The 21108-nt window shown below is 63.6% G+C and carries 17 protein-coding genes and 1 tRNA gene; 7 read left to right on the top strand and 11 right to left on the bottom strand.

Features of this window, described 5'->3' with window-relative positions:
• Positions 1-48 precede the first annotated feature (48 nt).
• Positions 49-1179 carry an AI-2E family transporter gene (locus WFK98_RS24445; RefSeq protein ID WP_336802106.1) on the top strand — a complete coding sequence of 377 codons (1131 nt, stop codon included), beginning with the start codon at positions 49-51 and terminating at the stop codon, positions 1177-1179.
• 16 nt (positions 1180-1195) lie between these two features.
• Here the strand turns inward: WFK98_RS24445 and WFK98_RS24450 are convergent, their stop codons facing one another.
• Entirely contained in the window at positions 1196-1873 is a 678-nt protein-coding gene (locus tag WFK98_RS24450; RefSeq protein WP_266337158.1) for a helix-turn-helix domain-containing protein, read from the bottom strand.
• A 258-nt stretch (positions 1874-2131) separates the two neighbouring features.
• Between WFK98_RS24450 and WFK98_RS24455 the strand changes: the two genes are divergently transcribed.
• Complete coding sequence (locus tag WFK98_RS24455; protein WP_336802107.1) at positions 2132-3844, top strand: SulP family inorganic anion transporter; 1713 nt, start codon at positions 2132-2134, stop codon at positions 3842-3844.
• 22 nt (positions 3845-3866) lie between these two features.
• Here WFK98_RS24455 and ppk2 read toward each other — a convergent pair whose 3' ends face one another.
• From ppk2 to WFK98_RS24470, 3 genes are all read right to left on the bottom strand, one after another.
• Positions 3867-4667 (bottom strand): polyphosphate kinase 2, encoded by an 801-nt coding sequence (ppk2, locus tag WFK98_RS24460; protein ID WP_336802108.1) that lies wholly within the window; start codon positions 4665-4667, stop codon positions 3867-3869.
• 47 nt (positions 4668-4714) lie between these two features.
• The gene (locus WFK98_RS24465; protein ID WP_266337155.1) at positions 4715-5170 is read right to left on the bottom strand and encodes a hypothetical protein; all 456 of its coding nucleotides are present in this window, start codon (positions 5168-5170) and stop codon (positions 4715-4717) included.
• 156 nt (positions 5171-5326) lie between these two features.
• Positions 5327-5602: a DUF4242 domain-containing protein gene (locus WFK98_RS24470; protein ID WP_336802109.1), complete on the bottom strand. Its 276-nt coding sequence runs from the start codon at positions 5600-5602 to the stop codon at positions 5327-5329.
• Positions 5603-5781: 179 nt separating this feature from the next.
• Between WFK98_RS24470 and WFK98_RS24475 the strand changes: the two genes are divergently transcribed.
• Positions 5782-7527: a BTAD domain-containing putative transcriptional regulator gene (locus tag WFK98_RS24475; protein WP_336802110.1), complete on the top strand. Its 1746-nt coding sequence runs from the start codon at positions 5782-5784 to the stop codon at positions 7525-7527.
• A gap of 55 nt (positions 7528-7582) precedes the next feature.
• Here WFK98_RS24475 and WFK98_RS24480 read toward each other — a convergent pair.
• Positions 7583-7671, bottom strand: a tRNA-Ser gene (locus WFK98_RS24480).
• 95 nt (positions 7672-7766) lie between these two features.
• On the opposite strand from WFK98_RS24480, the gene WFK98_RS24485 reads away from it, so the two are divergent.
• Complete coding sequence (locus tag WFK98_RS24485; RefSeq protein ID WP_336802111.1) at positions 7767-8933, top strand: tyrosine-type recombinase/integrase; 1167 nt, start codon at positions 7767-7769, stop codon at positions 8931-8933.
• A 605-nt stretch (positions 8934-9538) separates the two neighbouring features.
• On the top strand, positions 9539-9850 hold the full coding sequence (locus tag WFK98_RS24490; protein ID WP_336802112.1) for a hypothetical protein: 312 nt from the start codon (positions 9539-9541) through the stop codon (positions 9848-9850).
• Between the two features lie 417 nt (positions 9851-10267).
• Here WFK98_RS24490 and WFK98_RS24495 read toward each other — a convergent pair whose 3' ends face one another.
• Complete coding sequence (locus WFK98_RS24495) at positions 10268-10513, bottom strand: hypothetical protein (RefSeq protein ID WP_336802113.1); 246 nt, start codon at positions 10511-10513, stop codon at positions 10268-10270.
• Positions 10514-10829: 316 nt separating this feature from the next.
• Between WFK98_RS24495 and WFK98_RS24500 the strand changes: the two genes are divergently transcribed.
• Positions 10830-11855 carry an alpha/beta hydrolase gene (locus WFK98_RS24500; protein WP_336802114.1) on the top strand — a complete coding sequence of 342 codons (1026 nt, stop codon included), beginning with the start codon at positions 10830-10832 and terminating at the stop codon, positions 11853-11855.
• 56 nt (positions 11856-11911) lie between these two features.
• Positions 11912-12655, top strand: coding sequence for an SDR family oxidoreductase (locus WFK98_RS24505; protein ID WP_336802115.1), 744 nt, complete (start codon positions 11912-11914; stop codon positions 12653-12655).
• Positions 12656-12882: 227 nt separating this feature from the next.
• On the opposite strand, the gene WFK98_RS24510 is transcribed toward WFK98_RS24505, so the two are convergent.
• The 5 genes from WFK98_RS24510 to WFK98_RS24530 all read right to left on the bottom strand — a co-directional run bounded on the left by WFK98_RS24510 (position 12883) and on the right by WFK98_RS24530 (position 20859).
• Positions 12883-13515: a tyrosine-type recombinase/integrase gene (locus WFK98_RS24510; RefSeq protein WP_336802116.1), complete on the bottom strand. Its 633-nt coding sequence runs from the start codon at positions 13513-13515 to the stop codon at positions 12883-12885.
• Positions 13516-13992: 477 nt separating this feature from the next.
• Entirely contained in the window at positions 13993-17196 is a 3204-nt protein-coding gene (locus WFK98_RS24515; RefSeq protein WP_336802117.1) for a DEAD/DEAH box helicase, read from the bottom strand.
• The gene (locus tag WFK98_RS24520) at positions 17193-18500 is read right to left on the bottom strand and encodes an EH signature domain-containing protein (protein ID WP_266337127.1); all 1308 of its coding nucleotides are present in this window, start codon (positions 18498-18500) and stop codon (positions 17193-17195) included. Before WFK98_RS24520 ends, WFK98_RS24515 begins: the two co-directional genes overlap by 4 nt.
• Before the next feature lie 8 nt (positions 18501-18508).
• Complete coding sequence (locus WFK98_RS24525; RefSeq protein WP_336802118.1) at positions 18509-19339, bottom strand: OmpA family protein; 831 nt, start codon at positions 19337-19339, stop codon at positions 18509-18511.
• Between the two features lie 56 nt (positions 19340-19395).
• Positions 19396-20859, bottom strand: coding sequence for a methyl-accepting chemotaxis protein (locus WFK98_RS24530; protein WP_266337125.1), 1464 nt, complete (start codon positions 20857-20859; stop codon positions 19396-19398).
• Positions 20860-21108: the final 249 nt, after the last annotated feature.

Below are 21108 nucleotides of genomic sequence, written 5' to 3' on the forward strand. Positions count from 1 at the left end.
TCTGGATCAAGATCGGGCCCGGGCCGGTTTCTATCCTGATCGTCCGGCATGTTTCAGGATGAAGGCGCGCCTTTGAAGCTTTCCCGATCGTCGCTGTCCGGCGAGGACGTCATTCAGCTTGCGATCCGCCTCGGATTGCTCGCCCTCCTCCTTTACTGGACGCTGGTGCTGATCCAGCCCTTCATCCCGATCCTGACCTGGAGCGTCGTGCTCGCGGTCGCCTTCAATCCGCTCTACCGCGAACTCGCCCGGCTCCTCGGCGGACGGCGGAAACTCGCGGCGGTGATCCTGACCGCGATCGGCTTCGGGATCGTCATCGGCCCGGCCGCCTGGCTCGGCCTGAGCGCGGTGGACGGCTTCAGGGATCTATCGAACTGGGTCAGCTCGGGCGGCCTGGTCATCCCGTCGCCGCCCCAGAGCATCAAGGACTGGCCGCTGTTCGGGGTGCAACTCTATGAATGGTGGGACAAGGCCTCCGTCAACTTCAGCGCCATCCTGCAAGAAGTGCTGCCGAGCCTGAAGCCGATCGCCACCACGATCCTCGGCCTGGCCGGCGACGCCGGCCTCGCGACGCTCCAGTTCCTGGTCTCCGTGACGCTGGTCGGCTTCCTCCTGCTGCACGGACCGCAACTCGTCTCGGCGAGCCGGGATTTCCTGTTCAAGCTGGTCCCCGACCAGAGCGAGCATTTCGTCGAGCTGACCGGCGCCACCATCCGCGCGGTCTCGCAGGGCATCATCGGCGTCGCGATCATCCAGGCGCTCCTGGCCGGCATCGGCTTCAAGCTGGCGGGCCTGCCGGCCGCCGGCCTGCTCGCCTTCGCGGTTCTGCTGCTGTCGATCGTCCAGATCGGCGCCTTCCTCGTGCTTCTGCCCGTGTTCGTCTGGATCTGGATGACCAAGGACGTCACGACGGCGCTGCTGCTCACCATCTATCTCACCATCGTCGGGCTGCTCGACAACGTGCTGAAGCCGCTGATGATGGGGCGCGGCCTGACGACCCCGACGCTGGTCATCCTCATCGGCGTGATCGGCGGAACGCTGGCGCATGGCATGCTCGGCCTCTTCATCGGACCGGTCATCCTGGCGGTCGTCTGGGAGCTGACGGGGGCCTGGATCCGCTCCGGCCACGCGCGCCGGCAGAGATCCCAGGATGCCGAGCCCGACCAGGGGCCGCCATGACGATGGACTGCGGACCCTAGCGGTCAAGGCCGGCCAGTTGCCGCCGATCCAGCAGCGCGATCTGGCGCTGGTTGTGCCCGACGAAGCCGAGAATGCCGAGCTCGTGCAACCGCGACAGCACCCGGGACACGGTCTCCAGCGTCAGGCCGAGATAGTCGGCGATATCGCGCCGCGACATCGGCAGCACCATGACGCCGGCCGCCGTCAGCCGCTTGTCCATCTCGAGCAGGAAGGCGGCGACGCGCTCCTGCGAGGTCTTGCGGCCGAGCAGCAGCATGTGGTTCTCGGCGTGCCGTAGATTGTCCATCGTCATGCTGAGCAGGTTCCGCGCGACCAGCGCATCGTTCGCGGCGAGGCTGTCGAGGCTGTGCCGCTTGATCAGCCGCACGGTGGTATCGACGATCGCCTCGGTGGTAAACTGGTGCTCGCCGCCGCTTTCGAGTCCGAAAATGTCGCCGAGCAGGTGGAAGGCGCCGATCTGGCGTCGCCCGTCCGAAAGCAGCTTGTAGCTTCGCACTGCGCCGCTCTTGACCCGGTAGACATAGTCCGCCGGCTCTTTCTCGCCGTAGATCTCCATGCCCTTTCGATAGGTGAACTCGTTCAGGCTGACGACCGGGTTGGAGTCGCTCTCCATTCCCAGCACGCCGAGCGAACTCAGGCGAAACACCGGATCGGTGCTGGCGCGGACGAACATGGACCCACTCCCGAACTGGACATGGACACGACGTACTGACCTTCAGGCATATCGCCGATTTTCCACATTTGTCGATTGCAGCAAAGGGGAATTTGACGGCCCCGCCGGCGCGCGGCGCGCAGCGCAGCTTCCAGTCGGCTTCCGGGACTTGATCCAGATCAATCCGGCCCCGCCATGGGGGCTGCCAATGGGCGGAAGATCGGAACAGCCGGCATGCCGCGGAATTGTCGGGGCGACGGCGGAACGACGGCGACGGTCATGCAGATCCGCTCCTTGCTCCAGACAGGCTGGAAAGACCTCTTTCCCCCGGCCCGCTGGCTCGGCGCCTATCACGGCGCCTGGCTTCCGGTCGACCTCGTCGCGGGCGTGACGCTCGCCGCCTACGCGATTCCCGTGTCGCTCGCCTATGCGGCGCTGGCCGGGCTGCCGCCGCAGGTCGGCATATACGGCTACATGCTCGGCGGTATCGGCTACGCCCTGCTCGGCTCGTCGCGACAGCTGGCGGTCGGCCCGACATCGGCGATCTCGCTGATGATCGCCGGCTCCGTCGGCGCGCTGGCCGGCGGCGACGCCGCCCGCTACGCGGCGATCGCCAGCCTCGCCGCCTGCGCCGTCGCGCTGCTCTGCCTGATCGCCTGGCTCTTCCGGCTCAGCATCCTCGTCCGCCTGGTCAGCGACAGCATCCTCGTCGGCTTCAAGGCCGGCGCCGGGCTGACGATCATCATGAGCCAGCTGCCGAGCCTGTTCGGCATCGCCGGCGGTGGCCACAATTTCTTCGATCGCGCCATCCGCTTCGCCGGCGAACTCGGCGGAACGCAGTGGCTCGTCCTCCTCATCGGTCTCGCGGCGATGGCGCTCCTTCTCGCCGGCGAAAGGCTGCTGCCCGGCCGGCCGGTCGGCCTCACGGTGATGGCGGTCGCCATCGTCGTCGCCACGCTGTTCGGTTTGCCAGCGCTCGGCGTTCCGGTCACCGGCACGATCCCCGAGGGACTGCCGGCCATTGCTGTGCCGGCGTTCGGCCTGCTCGCGGCGGACGATCTCTTCCCGATCGCGGCCGGCTGCCTGCTGCTCGCCTATATCGAAGGCGTCTCGGCCGCCCGCGGCTTCGCCGCCAAGCACGGCTACAGCCTCGACGTGCGACGGGAGTTCCTGGGGCTCGGCGCCGCCAACCTCGCCGCGGCGTTCGGAGGCGCCTATCCCGTCGCCGGCGGCCTGTCGCAATCCGCCGTCAACGACAATGCCGGCGCGCGCACGCCGCTCGCCCTCGTCTTCTGCTCCGTGGCGCTCGCGCTATGCCTGCTCTTCTTCACCGGCTTGCTGACCAACCTGCCGAAGGCGGTTCTAGCCGCCATCGTCTTCACCGCCGTCTACAAGCTGGTCGACATCGCCTCGCTGGCGCGGATGTGGCAGGTGAGCCGGCTCGATTTCTATGCGGCGGCGATCGCCCTTTTCGCCGTGCTGCTGCTCGGGATCCTGCAGGGCGTGTTGCTGGCGGCGATCGCCTCGGTCCTGCTGCTCCTGGCGCGCGCGTCACGGCCCAACGTCGCCTTCCTCGGCCGGCTCCCCGGCTCCGGACGCTACGCCGACCGCGCCCGCCACGCCGATATCGAGGCGCTCGGCGGCATCATCGCCTTCCGGCCCGAGGCCTCGCTGCTCTACATCAATTCCGAGAAGGTGTTTTCGACAGTCGCGGGCTCACTCGACGACGCGAAGGACATCCGGGCTGTCGCCTGCGACCTCTCCGCCTCGCCCTATATCGACCTGGCCGGCGCGCGTATGCTGCTGGATCTCCAGGAGATGCTCGAAACCCGCCGCATCGCCTTCCACATCGTCGGCGCGCATGCGCAGGTGCGCGACCTGCTGCAGGCGGAGGGGCTGGCCGAGAAGACGGACAGCAGCGAATGGCCGCAGACGCTCGACGGCGTACTGGGGAAGGAGTGGCCGCGCCCTGCGCCGGCTGGCGAGCCGTGACCCCAGCGACCTGTGCCGGCCGTCAGTAGCGCTCCGCCACGAACTCCATGCCGCGCAGCGACTCCTGATCGTCGTAATGGCCCTTGCCGGAGCGCTTTGGCAGCTTGACCTCTTCCCGCTTCACGCGGGCATAGGGAATCCGCTCCAGGATATGCGCGATGCAGTTCAGCCGCGCCCGGCGCTTGTCGTCGGAGCGGACGATCCGCCACGGCGCATGCTCCGTGCTGGTCGCCGCGAACATCATGTCGCGCGCCCGCGAATATTCGTACCAGCGCCGGTAGGACTCCGTATCCATCGGGCTCAGCTTCCATTGCCGCAGCGGATCATGGATGCGCGCCTTGAAGCGGCGCTCCTGCTCCTCCATCCCGACCTCGAGCCAGAGCTTGATCAGGATAATGCCGCCATCGATGATGTATTTCTCGATCTGCGGGCAGAGCGACAGAAAGCGCTGGTGCTCATCGGGGCTGCAAAAGCCCATCACATATTCGACGCCGGCGCGGTTGTACCAGCTGCGATCGAAAATCACGATCTCGCCGCCGGCCGGGAAATTCTGCATGTAGCGCTGCATGAAGAGCTGCGTCCGCTCGCGATCCGACGGCGCCGGCAGCGCCACCACGCGGAAAACGCGCGAGCTGACCTTCTCGGTGATCGCCTTGATCGTGCCGCCCTTGCCGGCCGCGTCGCGCCCCTCGAACAGGATGATCACGCGCGCCCCGTATTCCTGCACCCATTGCTGCAAATGGCAGAGCTCGACCTGGAGCTTTTCCAGCTCCGCCTCATAGTCCCTGCGCTTCATCCGTCCGTCCGGCTCATCGCGTGCCATGATCGTCGTCCCCGGCTTCGCCGCCGGTCAGGCGGCGCCCTCAACCCTCAATTGCTCCAGGAGATCGTGATGGCGATGTCACCCGGCATGCCGCCGGGAAAATCGATGATCTGGTAGCGGATGTGATAGCCGCGCGGCTTCAGATAATCGGACCAGAGCTGGAAGATCTCCTTCGGAATACCGGTCAGGGTCTTCTCCCAACCCTCCTCCTGCTGGTTGATGGCGCGGCCATTATCCGTGCACATCGAATTGGGAAAGCGGTAGACCTGCACTTCCGTCAGGCCGTTGCGCACCGCGCGCTGGATCACCGTCGCGGCCAACTGGACCTTCTCATCCTCGGTCTTGCCGGAAGGCCGGCTCAGCTGCTCGACGAGCGCATTCTTCTCCGCCTGGGCTGCCGCGGCGAGGCTTGCATATTCCGCCGCCTTCTCGGCCTCCTTGCGGGCGGCTTCCTCACGGATATGCGCCGCGCTGGGGATGAGGTCGTCGATGCTTCCGGACATTTGCCACGCTCCTAGAAGGCCCGCACACTGTCCCGAATATTACGCTGAGGAAGGCCGCTCGCGCTTGATTCAGATCAAGGAAATCCAGCGCGCGATGCGTCCGGGCGGGTGTCCCGGCGGATGCGGATCCGCGTCCGCCGGGGCCTTGGCGGCGGATCAGCCGGCCGCGGTCTGTGGTCCGATAATCGCGGCGACCTCGGTCACCCGGTCGGCCGGAAAGCCGCCCTCGCGGGCATGCCGGTAGATGACGTCGGCGCTCTCCGCCTCATGGACGCAATAGATCTTGTCGCCGGCGACATAGCTCTGGACCCATTTGTAGGGCTCCCCCAGACCCGCCACCACGTCGCAGGACTTCGAGGAGATGCCCTTGAGCTCGTCCGCCGTCAGCTTGCTGGCGCCTGGAATCTCGCGCTCGATCACGAAGGTCTTCATGCTTTTCTCCTTCCGTTTGCAGGATGCGCCACGTTTCTGCAGCCATGCCGTTTGACGCGAAGCGGAAGCAGGCCGAAAACTGCCGCAACGGCATCCAACGCCTGGTCACACGGTCCGGTACGGCAATGCCGCGGGTCTAGACCCGGTCCGAGGCGGAAACCTCGCAGGAGCTCCCGATTGTGGCAGGACGGATAAGACTGCTCGGCAGGCCGGCCATCTTCAATGAGGCCGGCGAAAGCCAGGCCGTGCGCGGCCACCAGGCGTGGGCGGTGCTGGCGCGCGTCGTGCTGGCGCCGCGCCCGCTCGAACGGCGGACGCTTGCGGCGGAGCTCTTCGCCGAAAGCAGCGATCCGCTCGGGGCGCTGCGCTGGTGCCTCGCGGCGCTCCGCAAGGCGCTCGACAGCGCCGACAGCCTCGTCGGCGACCCGATCGAACTGCGGCTGCCGCCGGAGACCGAAGTCGATTTGTGGCATCTCGACCGCGACACGCTTCCAATCGCCGATATGGAGCCGCTCTTGGCGGGAACCGAACCGCAAAGCAGCCCCGAATTCGCGACCTGGCTGCTCGTCGAGCGCGAGCGGATCCGGGCCGTAATCGACGGAAGGATCCGGCGCGAGACCATGCAGGCACTCGCCGTCGGCGACTACGCGCGCGCCATCCGCCTGGCCGAAACGGCCGTCGGCCGCGATGGCTATGACGAAAGTGCCCACATCCTGCTCGTCAAGGCGCTTGCGCTTGCGGGGCGGACGGAGGCGGCGCTGGCCCATGTCGAGGCGACCGAGCGCCTGTTCGACGACGAGCTGGGCGCGGCGCCGTCACTGGCCCTGCGCAGCGCCGCCCGGCTGTCGGTCGCGGCGCCGCCGGGCGGCGTCTCGCTCGAGGCGCATGTGAAATCGATGATCCGCTCCGGCACGGCGGCGCTTGGCGCCGGGGCGACGGATGCCGGCATCGAGACGCTGCGCCAGGCTGTCGCCCGGGCCGAGAAAGCAGGCGATCCGCGCCTCCAGGCCGAGGCGCTGCTGGAACTCGGCAAGGGCCTCGTCCATTCGGTGCGCGGCTTCGACGACGAGGGCTCCGTGCTGTTGCAGCAAGGCGTCGAGATCGCCCGGTCGCAAGGCTATGCACGCATCGCCGCCGCCGGCTATCGCGAACTCGGCTATGTCGAGGCCCTCGCCGGCCGCCGACCCGGCGCCGACGCGCATCTGCGCGACGCGCTGCACTTCGCCGAGGACGGCAGCGACCTGGCCGGAATCCATGCCGTCATCGCCTTCAACCTGGTCGACTGGGGGCAGTTCACGCGCGGCCTGGAACACTATGAGACGGCGCTGGAGCACGCGCGCAGCTCCGGCAACCGGCGCAGCGAGATCTGGTCGCTCGGCCTCGGCGCCTGGGGCCCGCTCGCCGCCGACCGCCTCGACGAGGCCGAGGCATGGCTGCGCGACTGCCTCGAGCGGATCGACACGCTGCACTGGGTCGCCTTCCGCCCCTGGCCGATCGCCCTGCTCGGCGAGGCGCGGCTTCGCCAGCAAGACAAGCCAGCGCCGCTGCGCGCCGCCCTCGAGGAAGGCTTCGCCCTCAGCTGCCAGCTGCGCGACCCGTGCTGGGAGGCGGCGAATGCGCGCTCGCTTGCCCTGACCTACATGGCCGAACGCGAATTCGTGGCGGCGTCGCAATGGCTGGAAGAGGCCGACCGGCGCTGCATCCGTGTGACGGACCCCTATGTCGCGCTGCGGGTGGAGATCGTCGCGGCCCGGGTCGAGATGAGCCGCAGGCTCGACATTCCCGAGGTGGCGGCCGCGTTGACGCGGGAATGGATCAGCCTCGCCGCCCGTGCCCACATGGACCACCACCTCCAGCGCGCCACAGCCCTGCTGGCGACGAACGCCGCTGGGGAATCGAGCCCACCAGAAGCACGGAACGGCTGAAGCGCGGGCTGACCAAACAGCGTCCGTGCGGCGATATCGTCCGGAAAGAGAAAATTGGCGCACCCGAAGGGATTCGAACCCCTGGCCTCTGCCTTCGGAGGGCAGAAATAACGTACACAAGCGAACGCCAGCAAACACATCTGCCATTGAAATCATTATATTTTTGGCAATGACTGCACATTGACGTTCACCGATGTTTTCCGTATTTTTTCCGTACGAACTTGAGCAGAGGTGTCCTATTGGCGATCGACTTGAGCAAGGTCGGGAGGCGGGGGGAGCTAAAGCCCCAGCGTGAACCGCATTGGCAGCGACTCCGGGCAGGGGCTTTTCTCGGTTTCCGTCCGTCGCAACGTGGCGGTCCAGGCACGTGGATTGCGCGCACCTATGATCCCGATGCGGGCAAGTACAAAATGAGGTCGCTGGGCGATTTTGGTGCGCTGCCAGGAAACGAGCAGTTTGCCGCCGCAAAGAAAGAGGCGGAGGCGTTCGCCGACCAAGTCGAGTCTGGCGGCATCGCCAAGGCCAGAGTGAAGATCGTGACCGTGAAGGATGCGTGCGAGGACTATGCCAAAACGCATGCCAACGAAGCTGATCGCCTGAAGCGCACAGTCTATGGCGACCCGATTGCTCACGTGAGGCTCGACAAACTCCGCAAGCACCACCTCGATGCGTGGCGCGCTAGGATTGAGGCCGTCCCAGCCTTGGTGAGTCGGCGCAAGGAGGGCAAAAAGGTAACGCGCGCTCGGGCACCATCCACGGTTAACCGCGATCTTGTGCCACTCCGCGCGGCACTCTCCAAGCATCTTGCACACGGTACTCCAAACACACCCGCCGCGTGGCAAGAAGCGCTGAAGCCATTCAAGAACGCAGACCGTCAACGGACACTGTATCTCGACATCGGCGAGCGTCGCAGACTGTTGGACAAGATCGAGGCCGAGGCCATGCCATTCGTGAAGGCGATTGCCATGATGCCTCTTCGCCCTGGGGCCGTGGCGGGCCTCAACGCCTGTGACTTCGACAAGCGCACGCGAGAATTGACCATCGGAAAGGACAAGACGGGCAAGCCGCGTCGCATTGCCGTGCCCTTTGCATTGGCCGAGTTCCTCGCCGAGCAAATCAGAAATAAGCTGCCATTGAGCCCCATGTTCATGCGAGGAAACGGCAAGCGCTGGACCAAGAATGATTGGAACGATCCAATCCGTCAGGCCGCGATTGGCGCCGATCTCAACCCTGCTGTAACAGCCTATGTATTCCGTCACTCCGTGTTAACGGACCTAGTGGACAGCGGCCTCCCGATCCTGACAGTCGCACAACTGAGCGACACCAGCGTGGAGATGATCGAAAGACACTATGGACACTTGAACAAATCTGCCGCCGAGCAGGCGTTGGCAGCACTGGCTCTGTAGCCGCCGATCCCTGCCTACGAAAGCGAGAAGACGGGTTTGCCGTGGCGTCGCCTCACGGAAATTCTGAACCCTCCGCCATTCGCTATTCTCTCGCACCAAGATATTGAAATCGCGCGTGATGGTCGTTGCTGACAACAGCCTCTCCATCGTTGCCCACTCAGAGCGATCCGCGTTTGGTCTCGTCCATAACGATCTTCACGGACACCAATACCCCGAATGCAGGGGCTGGTTCGGACGAATCTGACGGTACGGGACGAGCAGGAGCTTCGCATGATGTATCGTCGCCATCCACGGAAGAAGTGTTCAGCTGGTCTCGACATTCTGCCTCCCTTCTAGGTCTTCCGGCCCCCACCCTCAATCCAACCTTTCCTGTAGGCGGGTTTGGCACTGCATTGCCCCCACGCAGGGGCGCATGCAATAATTCGGTCGTCGCAGTTCGGCTTGATCACTGGATGCGATGCGCAATCGCGCGAAGACACGGGTCCCCGCTATGTCGGGCGGCCTACCGAATACAATACCCTTTGGGAAACAGGTGGGGCGTGCAACCCCGTGTCTGCGCGTGATCAACCGCCCGGCGCCAGCCGGGCTTTGGCATGGGGAAAGACATGGATGAACAATCACTCCGCTTTGCTATCGGCATGGCCGCATTTTCGCTGCCGAGCCTGATCGTGACGTTCTTTATCGCATGGCTCTCGTCACTCGTTCTCCCAAAGCCGAGAGCCAGCTGGAAGCACTGCCTTGCTGCATTTCTGCTTGCTTGGATCGTTGTGGTGCTACTCTCCCCATGGCTTGAGTTGAGCTACATGGTGAGTGGTCCGCTGTGGAAACTCTACGGCTTCCAGCTAGGAGCAGCGTTTCTGCTTCTTGGTCTCCTACCCCGCTGGCGGTCCGGCCGGTCAGGCGACCATACAGTGTGAGCAGCTACTGACACCACTTGCGAGGCTCGCGGCCCAAAGACGGCGGCGAGCCTTCGCATCGGACCTACACCAGTATCACCGTTGTTCAACCCGCCCACCTCCTAGCTACCGGTGGCGGCGGTAGTGCTCGGCGTGCCTCCTAGACTAGGTCGACTACACCAGCGGAGACGAACCAATACCTTTCCGTCGAGCTTAGCGCCAAGGCGCCCAGCCGATCGGCATGCCTCGTCTCGCCGGACCGGGCTGCACCGGGGGAAAGAGTCTTCGATGCCTATCGAGGACCGTTCTCGAATTTTGGGCACTAAATATCCCGGGTGACAAGCAGCCACATTCGGATGAGTCTTGCAAAACGAAGCGCCGCTGATGTGTGACCAGCGGCGCCAACTCCATAAATCTGGCGGAAAGGCTTGGCTCGATCTAGCGCCGATAGACCAATGGCCCAGCCAACCCCACGAGCAAAAGACCTGCAGCGATGATCGCAAAACCCACGCCGATATTGGAATGCTGGGCAATGAAGCCAATTGCGGCCGGTCCAAGCAGGATGACCGGCATAAATTCTGAGGCCACCAAGGCAAAGCACAAGAGGCTGAGACAGAAGACGGTGCTCCAGCTGGATCCAGTTGGCGCACGCGTGCCGGTTCCCGAGGTTGCAGGGAAGTCCATGAACTGATCTTTCAATTGGGATTGCGGCGCGAATGCTCGCTGCCAGCGAACGGGAAACTTAAGCCGTCGAGTGTGGGGTGACTTTGCAAAATATCCGCATGGACTTATGGCGTATTGCTCATAATCCGGGCTCTGCTTGGCGCTTTCGGGCGAATATTATGCCGGAATCTCCATAAGCGCATACGGGATTGTGGATCTAATCGCATCTCCGGTTGCGTCCTACTTCATGGCCATCATCAACCATGAGGTAAAAGTCATGAGCGACTAGAACCAAAACGACACGACGGCAGGCGCAAACCGCCGCGACCTCCTTAAAATGGCTGGGATCGGCGCGACAGCGCTCGGCCTGGCCTCTGTTTCCGGAACATCCGCTTCCGCTCAGCCCTCTTCGGAATGGGACAAAGTCTTCCCGCGCAATGACGCCATCGGCCATGAGAAGGTCAGCTTCACCAATCGCTACGGGGTCACACTGGTCGGCGACCTCTATACGCCAGAGGGCGCAGCCGCCCGTGGGATGCCCGCGATTGCGGTGTGCGGTCCTTTTGGTGCCGTCAAGGAGCAGTCTTCGGGTCTCTATGCCCAGACGATGGCCGAGCGTGGCTTCATCGCCTTGGCCTTTGACCCGTCCTATACTGGCGAAAGCGGTGGCGAAGTCCGCAAGGTGGCATCGCCGGACATCAATACCGAGGACTTCAGTGCTGCCGTCGATTTCCTCGGTCTGCACCCGGCCGTCGACCGCGAGCGCATCGGCATTATCGGTATTTGCGGCTTTGCCGGCATGGCCCTGAATGCCGTGGCCGCTGACAAGCGCGTCAAGGCCGTGGCCACGACCAGCATGTATGACATGTCCCGTGTGAATGCCCGTGGCTACTACGACGCCATGACGCTTGAGCAGCGCACCGCCCTGCTGACGGATCTCAGCCGTCAGCGCTGGGCCGATGCCGAAGCCGGTACTGCCGCCCTGGCGGGTGGTGTTCCCGAAACTCTCGACGGGATCGATGACCCGGTCGTCCAGATGTACTGGCACTACTATCGGACCAAGCGGGGCTTTCACGAGCGCTCGGTGAACTCGACGACGGGTTGGGCAAGGACCAGTGCCCTCTCGCTGATGAACATGCCGATCCTGACCTACATCAAGGAAATCTCCCCACGTCCGATGCTGGTCATCGCCGGCGAGAAAGCCCATTCGCGCTACTTCACCGAAGATGCCTACAAGGCAGCGGCCGAGCCGAAGGAGATCATGATCATCCCAGACGCAGACCACGTCGACCTATACGACCAGATGGACAAGATCCCCTTCGATCGCCTGCAGTCGTTCTTCGGAGAGCACCTCAGCGCCTAATTCCAAGACACGATGCGCCCTAGCGGGGCGCATCCCCCTTTGGAGAGAGAACTGAAATGATCAAGGATAAAGTAGTCATCATCACCGGCGCATCCTCGGGCATCGGCGAGGCCTCAGCCAAGTCACTCGCCGCCAAGGGCGCCAAGGTCGTGCTCGGCGCGCGCCGGACTGATAACCTCAAGCGGATCGCCGCCGATATCGAACGCGCTGGCGGCTATGCCGTCTTCCAGGAACTGGACGTCACCAAGCAGTCGGACAACGACGAGATCGTCGAGTTGGCCAAGGCCACCTACGGTCGCGTGGACGTCATCTTTCTAAATGCCGGAGTCATGCCAAATGCCATGCTCTCGGCGATGAAGACCGACGAATGGCACCAGATGGTCGACGTCAACATCAAAGGCGTCCTCAACGGTGTTGCCGCAGTCTTGCCAACCTTCACGGCGCAGAAATCCGGCCATGTGATTACCACCTCTTCCGTGGCCGGCCTGAAGGCCTATCCGGGTGGCGCCGTCTATGGCGGCACCAAGTGGTTCGTGCGTGACTTCATGGAAGTGCTGCGCATGGAGTCTGCGATGGAAGGAACGAACATCCGCGCCACGACCATCTATCCTGCGGCCATCAACACCGAGTTGCTCACCACCATCTCGGACCACGCTGTCGCCGATACGATGCAGGGCATCTACGACAAATATGGCATCTCTGCCGAGCGCATCGCTTCCGTAGTGGACTTTGCGATCGACCAGCCCGAAGACACTGTCATCAATGAGTTCACCGTCGGCCCCGCCAACCAGCCCTGGTAAACCCTGACCAATGGTATGGGAGGGAGAGCGGATTGGGCCGCTCTCCCTTTCCGACAAATGGCCTTGATCGCGCTGGTCCCCCGAGGGGTGAATCGCAACAATGGCTGCTGTTTCCAGCCAACGTCGTGAAGGCTGACTGTCCGCCTTCCACCCCAAGACTGACAGACAGGCAGTATAGCCTGCACATCGAAGCGGTCATCCGCGATGAGACGGATAACCGCTTGAATTCAGATTTCGGTTCGCTCCGCCAGGAGCAGCGCATCCTCGACGTCGACACCAAGGTATCGGACCGTGTTCTCTATCTTGGAGTGGCCGAGCAATATCTGGATCGCACGGATATTACCCGTCGCCCTGTAGATCATGGATGCCTTCGTGCGGCGAAGTGAGTGAGTTCCGTATTCCTCAGGGTGCAGACCGATCGCAGTCACCCACTCGTCAACGAGGCGTGCATACTGCCTCGTACTCATGTGCTTTGCGTGATCGACTCGGCTCGGGAATACATAGTCATCGACTGAGCCGCCTCGCCGTTCCAGCCAGGCCAAGAGGCTGGCTCTCACGTCGCTTGTGATCTCGAATTGGACGGGACGACCCGTCTTCTGCTGAATGACAATAGCCCGGGTTCTGATTTCCGATCCTGCGACGACGTCACGGATCGTGATTTTGACTAGGTCGCAGCCGCGGAGCTTGCTGTCTATCGCAAGATCGAACAGAGCGCGGTCACGAATGCGGCGCTCACGATCAAGAAAGAATCGAACGGCCCAAATCTGCTTCTGCGTGAGCGGACGTTTCGTCCCCACTTTCTTGCCAGCGTTCCACGCTGCGCGCTCGCGGCTGGCATCATCATATTGAGAATGGCCCATGTGAGTTCTCCTCGGCCTTGATTGGCCGAGTATGAAACGCACGACTCACAACCGTTCGGGGGCCGGGAGCGGAATGGCGGCTGTCTAGCATCCGCCCAAGAGAAGCTGACATCGCAGTTTAGGCGTCGCCGATATACGCAGCGGGCTCGGTAGGTGACCATCCACTCTTGGCCACCCAATTATGATAGCTCTTGTTCGGCGAGCTATTGCCCGGTGTCGGGTCTCGACCCGTGTTGGTCCATGGCGCTTATTTACCTTAGCGAGGACGTCTGACCAAAGCGGCTAACTAGCTCCGTGTTCGTTGGCACAACTCAAAGCCAGATCTTGAAGTCATGCGTGAGAGGGTGACCCGAAGATCTACTTGTGCGCACCATAGCCCGTTGCCAACGCAAATGCCGCTGACTCGCGTATTGCCAAACTCAGCGCTGGCAACCCACTCGGGAAACTGCGTGGACAACGGCCCCAGAAATGGATCCCTCAGTGTGGGAGGATAAAGTCCGGCCAAAGAGACTCGTCGGGGAGCAAGGAGACCGGTATCCATGTCGCGGACTGCGGATGCTCTGACGCGGATAGCGCTATGAGTGCCGCATCGCCAGCCGTCAGGCTGTCTTCGACGCGCGTAAGGCCGGTGCCGCGGGTCACGACGATGCTCGCTCCGCCGCCTTTGATGGCAATGCGCGTCACGTTGGACCCGAGCTCCGTAGCAATGAGATCGGGACGACTGGAGGGGCGCGGATCAGCATCGTCACTAGCCCCTCTCCCGGACAAAATGGCTTGATAGAGTTCGAGAAGCTCCGGTCCCTCGCTCTCCTGTGGCCAGAGCACGGCATCGGCAATTCCGCGCTTGCGGGTCATCAGCCGCTGCAGCAGGCAATCGAAGGAGTTCGGGCCGAGGCGTGGGTGTACGGCAAGCGGGATATGGATTGTAACCGGCTTGCCCTGACCGATGCGATGGGTGCGATCATTGCACTGCTCCTCCACCGCCGGGTTCCACCAGCGCGTCAGGTGGATGACGTGATTGGCCGCCGTCAGGGTAAGTCCGGTGCCAGCCGCACGCGGCCCCATCACGAGCACATCGAAGCCCTGGTCATCGATCAGATGCCGCTGAAACCGATCCGTAATGTCCTTTCGCAGGTCTATGGACGTGTCACCGTTGATGACGGGAACCCGCTCCAGCCCGAACTCGATCTTGATGAGTTCAGCGAACCAAGCCTGAACATCACGGTTTTCGAGGAAGACCAGCGCGCGCTCACGGCGCGATTTGATGTGCGCCAGAATATCCATCGCTGCGGCGAGACGAGCCGATGCCGCCGTGAAGGTCTCCGGCACCTCTCCCTCGACGAGGCCGGGATGAAGCGAGGTGCGGCGAATATGGTGCAGGAGCGCGAACATGCCGCCGCCCTTGCCGCGGATCTCGTCATACCGGATCGCCTGTACCTCGGGCATGATGCGTGGGTGAAGGATGCGAACCTTGGGCGGCAGGTCGGAGGCAGCGTCCTTCTTTAGCCGGCGCAGGACGAGCGGGGAACGACCGAATTGACCCGAGAAAAGCGCGGCATGGAGTTGTTTCATGCGCTCTTCCCTCGGCTCGTCGAAAACCCGCCGAAATTCGGCGAGCGGGCCGAGTGCCAGCGGGAAGAGCTGATCCATGATCGCCCAGATGTCGCGGGTGGCGTTCTCCACCGGCGTCCCGGTGAGGCCGATGCGGAAATCGGCAAGGACCGCCCGAGCCGCCTCCGAGCGCATGGCGAACGGGTTCTTCAGGTTCTGGATCTCGTCGAACACGGCGACAGCGAAACGCGTCTGCGAGAAGGAGACGGCATAATTGGCGACCGTCTGGTAGGTGGCAATCACGAGACAGGGCGTATTCTCGATCGGGGAGAGGTCAAGCCGGGCCACGCCGTCGTCGATGTCCCGACCACGATGCGCCCGGCTCTTCCATCGCTGGAGGCCTTGGCCGTAGAGCCGGACCGGCTCGCCCCAGAAATCCGGATCGACATGGGTTGCACATTCCGCCTCCCAGTTTCGCAACAGGGAGGTCGGCGCGACGATGAGGAAGGGCTGGGAGGGCATGGCGCCCTCAATCATCCTCTGACGCAGCCAGGTGAGGAAGCTCAATGTCTGCAGGGTCTTGCCGAGGCCCTGCTCATCCGCGTTCAAGATGCCGGGCAATCCGGCCGTCCATGCCTCCACCTGCCATTCGAAGGCCTGAACCTGATAAGGACGAAGCGTGGTCGAGACTTGCGGCGGGAGGCTGAACGCCTCGATCGGCCGGCGCGGGGTGATCTTGGCCCCGAAATCATTGTCCCAGAAATTGCTGTGCGTGAGCGGCAGAAACACCGTCTGGGGGTCACCCGGCGCGGGGGCATCCTTGCGGTTGCGCAGCATCTCCAGCCGCCGCGCCAACGCCTCGATCACCTCGGCGATGGCGGGGATCGGGCCTACCCGGTGCGGCACGATGTCCAGGCTCGCGGCTCTCGCCTCGACGAGGGCGCGCAGCAGGGGCTCGACCTCCTCATCGAGCAGCATGCCGAGCCGCTCGCCGAGTTCCTCGGTCATCGTGGCCGGTAGCCAGTTGGTGCCTGAGCCGTCCATCATGGCGGGAGCGGGGCGCGCCCATTCCGCGATGGCGATGACCCGTGACGTCCATGTGGAGGTCTCGGTCCACGCGCCGGATACGGCCCGCTCCAGCGCCTCCTGATAGCCGGCAGGGCTCATCAACTCGTTCAGTCGGCCGTCATCTCGTGCCTGTCGTTCGACGGCTTCAGTGATGACACGCTCGGCATCGCGAATGAAGGCGCGGCGGCCCTCTGCGTCCTGCCGGCCGGCAGCGGCAATCGCTTCCACCACCGGCATGGCCGAGCGATCCAAAATAAGGAATTTCGTCGCCCCGATCCGGTAGGCCGGCTGGGCTCCGCGCGCCATGGCCTGCCGCTGGAATTCAGCCAGTTCCCCGGCCTGCACGGCGGAATGCGCCGCCTCGACGGGAGAGTCTGTTGCCAGGCTGGCGCCGACAAAAGGAAGCGGCACGAATTGGCTATCGTCCGCATCGTCGACATCGAGACCGACCCGATCGCAAGTGACGATCTCGATCTGACCGAGCGCACCCTCAAGACCCATCGGCACATTCCCGGCATCCTCAACGCCTAGTGCGCGACGGAATGCGCCGAGCGCCAGCCAATGGGCCTGCAGCGAGGCACCCGGGTCGAAGCCCTCCGCAATCTCGATCGCCTCGAAGATCGGCGCCGCGATCCTGAGCAAGCCGGTATCATCACGGAGGAAGGCTCCAGTCCTCTGCAGGGGCACGCGGCGGCCGCCCTTTTCCCACCACCAGTCGATGCGGAAATCCGAACTTCCGAGGGATCCGCGCATCGCTGCCTTGAAGGCATAGCTCGTATTCAGCCCCGGCAAGCCGAGTGTCCGCGCTGAGCCACTGTCCAGCGCGGCGACGAGACGATGCGACAAGCGGATGCGCTCGCCCTCGATCGCATGTTCGCGTCGGTCGCGATCGAGCACGCGCAGCCGCGCCAGAGCCATGGCCACCGACCGTTCCTCGCGCGGAAGGGCGTCGAGGTCATACTGCCGCCGCGACCCGAGAAAGGACAGCAGACCACGCTTCGGCTGCACGACGGACAGGATGCAGCCCTCCGCATCAGGGAGGCATGTGAAGCTCAGGCTCATCGTATCTTCTCGCGGACCCAGTTCATCCAGTTGCCGACGTGCCGTCGCGCATCGGGGTGAGGATCGGGCAACATGAAATTATCGACGTCATATCGGAGCTGGTATAGCGCAAGCGGCATGTTTTCACGGTGGTGGAAGACATGCACACGGAAGTTGTGCGAACCCTCGACCACGATGTGCGGTCCAACCCGCATGATCAGCAATGACGTGTTCTTGCGCGAGAGCTGCCGGCCATAGGCCGAATAGGTGAGGTCGCCCGTCGTTCGCGCGAGTTGGTCCGCGATGGCCTGCGCGTCGGTGCCATAGGAGGGCCACGCCTCGTCGATCCGTCCTTCTTCATAGAGCCCCATCCAGAACCGCCGCCGGGCGGGCCACTGGTCACCCGCCTCCAGCTTTTCTTCCGAACGCGACACGACGTCGAGGAAGGCTTCCATGCGCTGGCCGGCCAGCCAGCGCAGCATGGTCCGTTTGCCGTCCTCCCCCACCTGCGCCCAGAAATGTTCGTTTTCGCGACGGGGATCGCCGCGATTCCGGATAAGCTCATCGAGCAGAAGCGTGCGAAGCGGCTTCGGGGGCATGGTATTGGCCCACGGACGCAGGAGACGCGCAACCACCGCTGTCGCCCGATCCCCCTCCAGCTTGGGAACGCCGGGCGGGTGTATCCAGGCCAGCATCCTCCTGATCGTCGTCTCGTCCCTGGGTTCCGGCAGCGCTGCCAGCCAGGCGCCGTGAACCTCCGACATGAAGCCCGGACCGTGAGGGGTGACGATGCCGCGTTCGATGACGGCACGATAGGGAGCGGACTGTACGGCCAGCCAGCGGCCGAGGCGGACAGCTCCCTCATTGGTATCGAGGCTCTCAGGGGTGGCTCGAAACACGATCTGCCAGGATTTCGGCAGCCAGGCCGCGCGGTCCTGAATGATATGGGCAAGCTCCGCGGTCCGGGCGTTTTGCGTGACCCACCCGATAAAATAGCCGTCACACAGTGCGCCGAGTAGGGACCGACGCGTGCTGCGGCCAAGCTCGCGCAGGAGAAAGTCCTCCACATCCGCCGCGACACGAACAAGGCGGCTCGCCCAGGCCCGCACGACCTGCGCGATCTCCCCTTCGGTCAGCCGGCTCCAATCCCACTGCCGGATCGCCTGCGTCAACCGGTCGACGAGCACATCGAGGGCGTCCGGCTTCACCGGCCGCCGGTCGCCGAAACGCTGCCGGATGCGCTCTGCCGCCTTCACCAGCCGTTCGGGCAAGCCCGGCGAGGACGGTGCGGAGGGCAAGCGTGCAAGGCGGTCGATGAGGCTCATGGGCAGGCCTATGGCACGGGACCGGCAACAAGGAGTTGCCTCAGACGGGGCAGATCCTCGATCCGCTGCGGCACGAACTGCTCCTCCGGCGGCGCGAACATGATGAAGCGCAGGTCGATGCGGCGATTGGCATCGCGAGAGAGGTCGGAGTCATTGTCACGGATTGGCCGCCCCTTGCCATATCCCGCAACCGAGACGATGGGCTGATTCCTGAGGTTGCGGAAACCGAGCAGGTCCGGGCTTGCCGTCACCATGATGGCATAGATGGAGGTTCCCCGTCGCGAGCTGAGGTCCATGTTCAGGACATCCGTACCGGTGCTGTCGGTATGACCTTCGACCTGGAGAGCGTCGATCAAGGCGACCGCCGGATTGCAGGCGGACGTAAGTGTCGAGCGTTCGCCCAGCGAGAAACACCGGAGCTCGTCCCTCAGGATTCCGGCGATAATCTCCATCTTGCGGCGGCCCGTTACGCTCGGCGCGTCGCTGCCCGATCCGAACAGACCGTCGCCCTTGAATTCGAGGGCATCGCCGTTGCGGCTGATGGAGACGTCGATGGAGGTATCGGCCGCCTTGATGCGCTTCTGGATACGGTCGAGCATCTTGCCGCGCAGTTCGGCGGACTGGAAATTGTATCGCTCGATCGGGTTGCCATCCTGCGCGCTCACCAGGCGCCGAAGCCGCTGGTTTTCCGCCTCCAACGCCTGCACCTGCTTTTCCAATTCCGTGAGCTTGCTGGCCTGTATCTCAAAGCGTTCGCGCGACTTAGGAGCGATCTGGGTGGCGAAGAAGGCGAGCAGGATGATGATGATGAACAGGAAGCTCACCATCAGGTCGGTCATCGAGACGAAGGCGGATTCCTCCTCCTCCTCGGCCCGCCGCGGGCGCCGCGCGGCCCTCATGCCGTCAATCGTCCTCGCGGCGGATCGCTCTCGGGCACGAAAGTGCGGGCGTTATCGATGACAGCCTGCAGCACCTGAAGTGCGTCGGCATAGCGGTCGTGCACGCCATCGCTGTGCTGCCGCAGCTCGCCTAGAGTGCGCTGGACTTGTTCCACGTAAGTCGAAAACGCCTTCTCCAGCTGGCCATCATAGGCTTTGGCACGGGTCTCGAACGTGCGGATCAGTTCCTCGATCGACTGGGCGGAGGCAACCACGATTGTCCGTTCCGCATCGATTGCCCCCTTCGCCGCATCGACGAGGCTTCGTGTTCCGTCAGCCATCGCGCGGGCCTGGTCCGCGGTCGCGCGGGCACTTTCTAGAACAGGAGTGGACGCTTCGTTCATGCTGTCAGCCGAGGCCGCCAATTGTCCCGCCGCAGCCTCGACACGCTGGATGAGCATATCGAGGCTCAAAGCCGAACGATCAAGCGTTGCGCGGAACTGCTCGGATGTCGCGCCAAGGGCGGAAGATAGCTCCGCCAGCTTGTCCGCCGCGCCGTCGATCCGCTCCGCCACCTTGTCGAGGGAAGCGCCGATGCGGGCGGTAAGGGTCTGTCCGAGTTCATGGACCATACCCCCGATAGCTTCCGTCCCCGTCGCCGTCATGCGCTCCAGCGGCTTGCTCAATTCAGCGATGAGCTGGGTATTCAGCAATTGCTGCTGGGCAGTCTGCTCCTTGATTGCAGCCAGCTGCTCATCGGCCAGGGCCTCGAGGCTGACGAATGCCATCTTCGTTTCCAGCTCGTGTGCAAGACCTGCAACGGACCGCTCGAGAAAACCGCTCCACGAGCGGTAGGCAAAGGTGAAGAGGATGGAGCAGAACAGCCCTGTCACCGACATGATGAATTTGGCCGACGCTGTGCGGAGCAACCCTTCGAGGGCGGCCATCATCTGCGCTTGGTCACCGCCGCCAGCCTGCAAGCTGGCCTGGGTCTGGGCAAGTGCAGCAATCAGGCCGAGAAAGGTGCAGAGCAGGCCTATCGAGACGAACAAGCCGGGCCACATTCGCCAGCCGCCCAGGCCCATATGCAGATCATCCAGATTAAAGTACGTGGAAGGCCGCACGGAATTGCGTACTGGGCCTCCGCCGTGATGCGCCGGCTCAATCAGCGTCTCGCGATATTCAGCGAAGCTCTCGGCGAGATGCCTGCCGGCGGCCCCACCGCCACGCCGGATATCGCGCTGGATCTCATTTAGCTGCCTCTGGAACCCAGCCGAATCGCCAGCGTACTCGACACGCCGCCTCGCTTGGCCAATCAGTCTCAAGCGCCGCAACGCAACGATGCTCATGAAGCCGAGCAGCACCACCAGAAGCGCGAGCAGGACGAGGCTGATAAGGCCGGGGACAAAATCCCAGGTGATGAGCTGCGCGACGAAAAGAATGCCGTCTTTGACCCGAGTCCCCCAGATGGCTCCGTCCATAGCTCCCCCACGCAGTCCACGCGTAGAAATTGGACGATTATATCGATGCAATCAAGCTAGGGGCTATAATCGCAGCCAGCTCATCGGCAGACGTCAAGGCAGGTCTAGTATTCTCCGCCGGCCGACGCGCCTTCGTTTGCATCTGACGAAGAGACGCTACCCATGTTCAAAACACCACTCTTTGGGCTTCTGTGCATGAGCATTCGAGACTGGTATGAAGAAATGACCGGCGAGCAGTTGAGTAAACCG

The organism is Kaistia sp. MMO-174, from assembly GCF_037147815.1.
Classification (GTDB): Bacteria; Pseudomonadota; Alphaproteobacteria; order Rhizobiales; family Kaistiaceae; genus Kaistia; species Kaistia nematophila.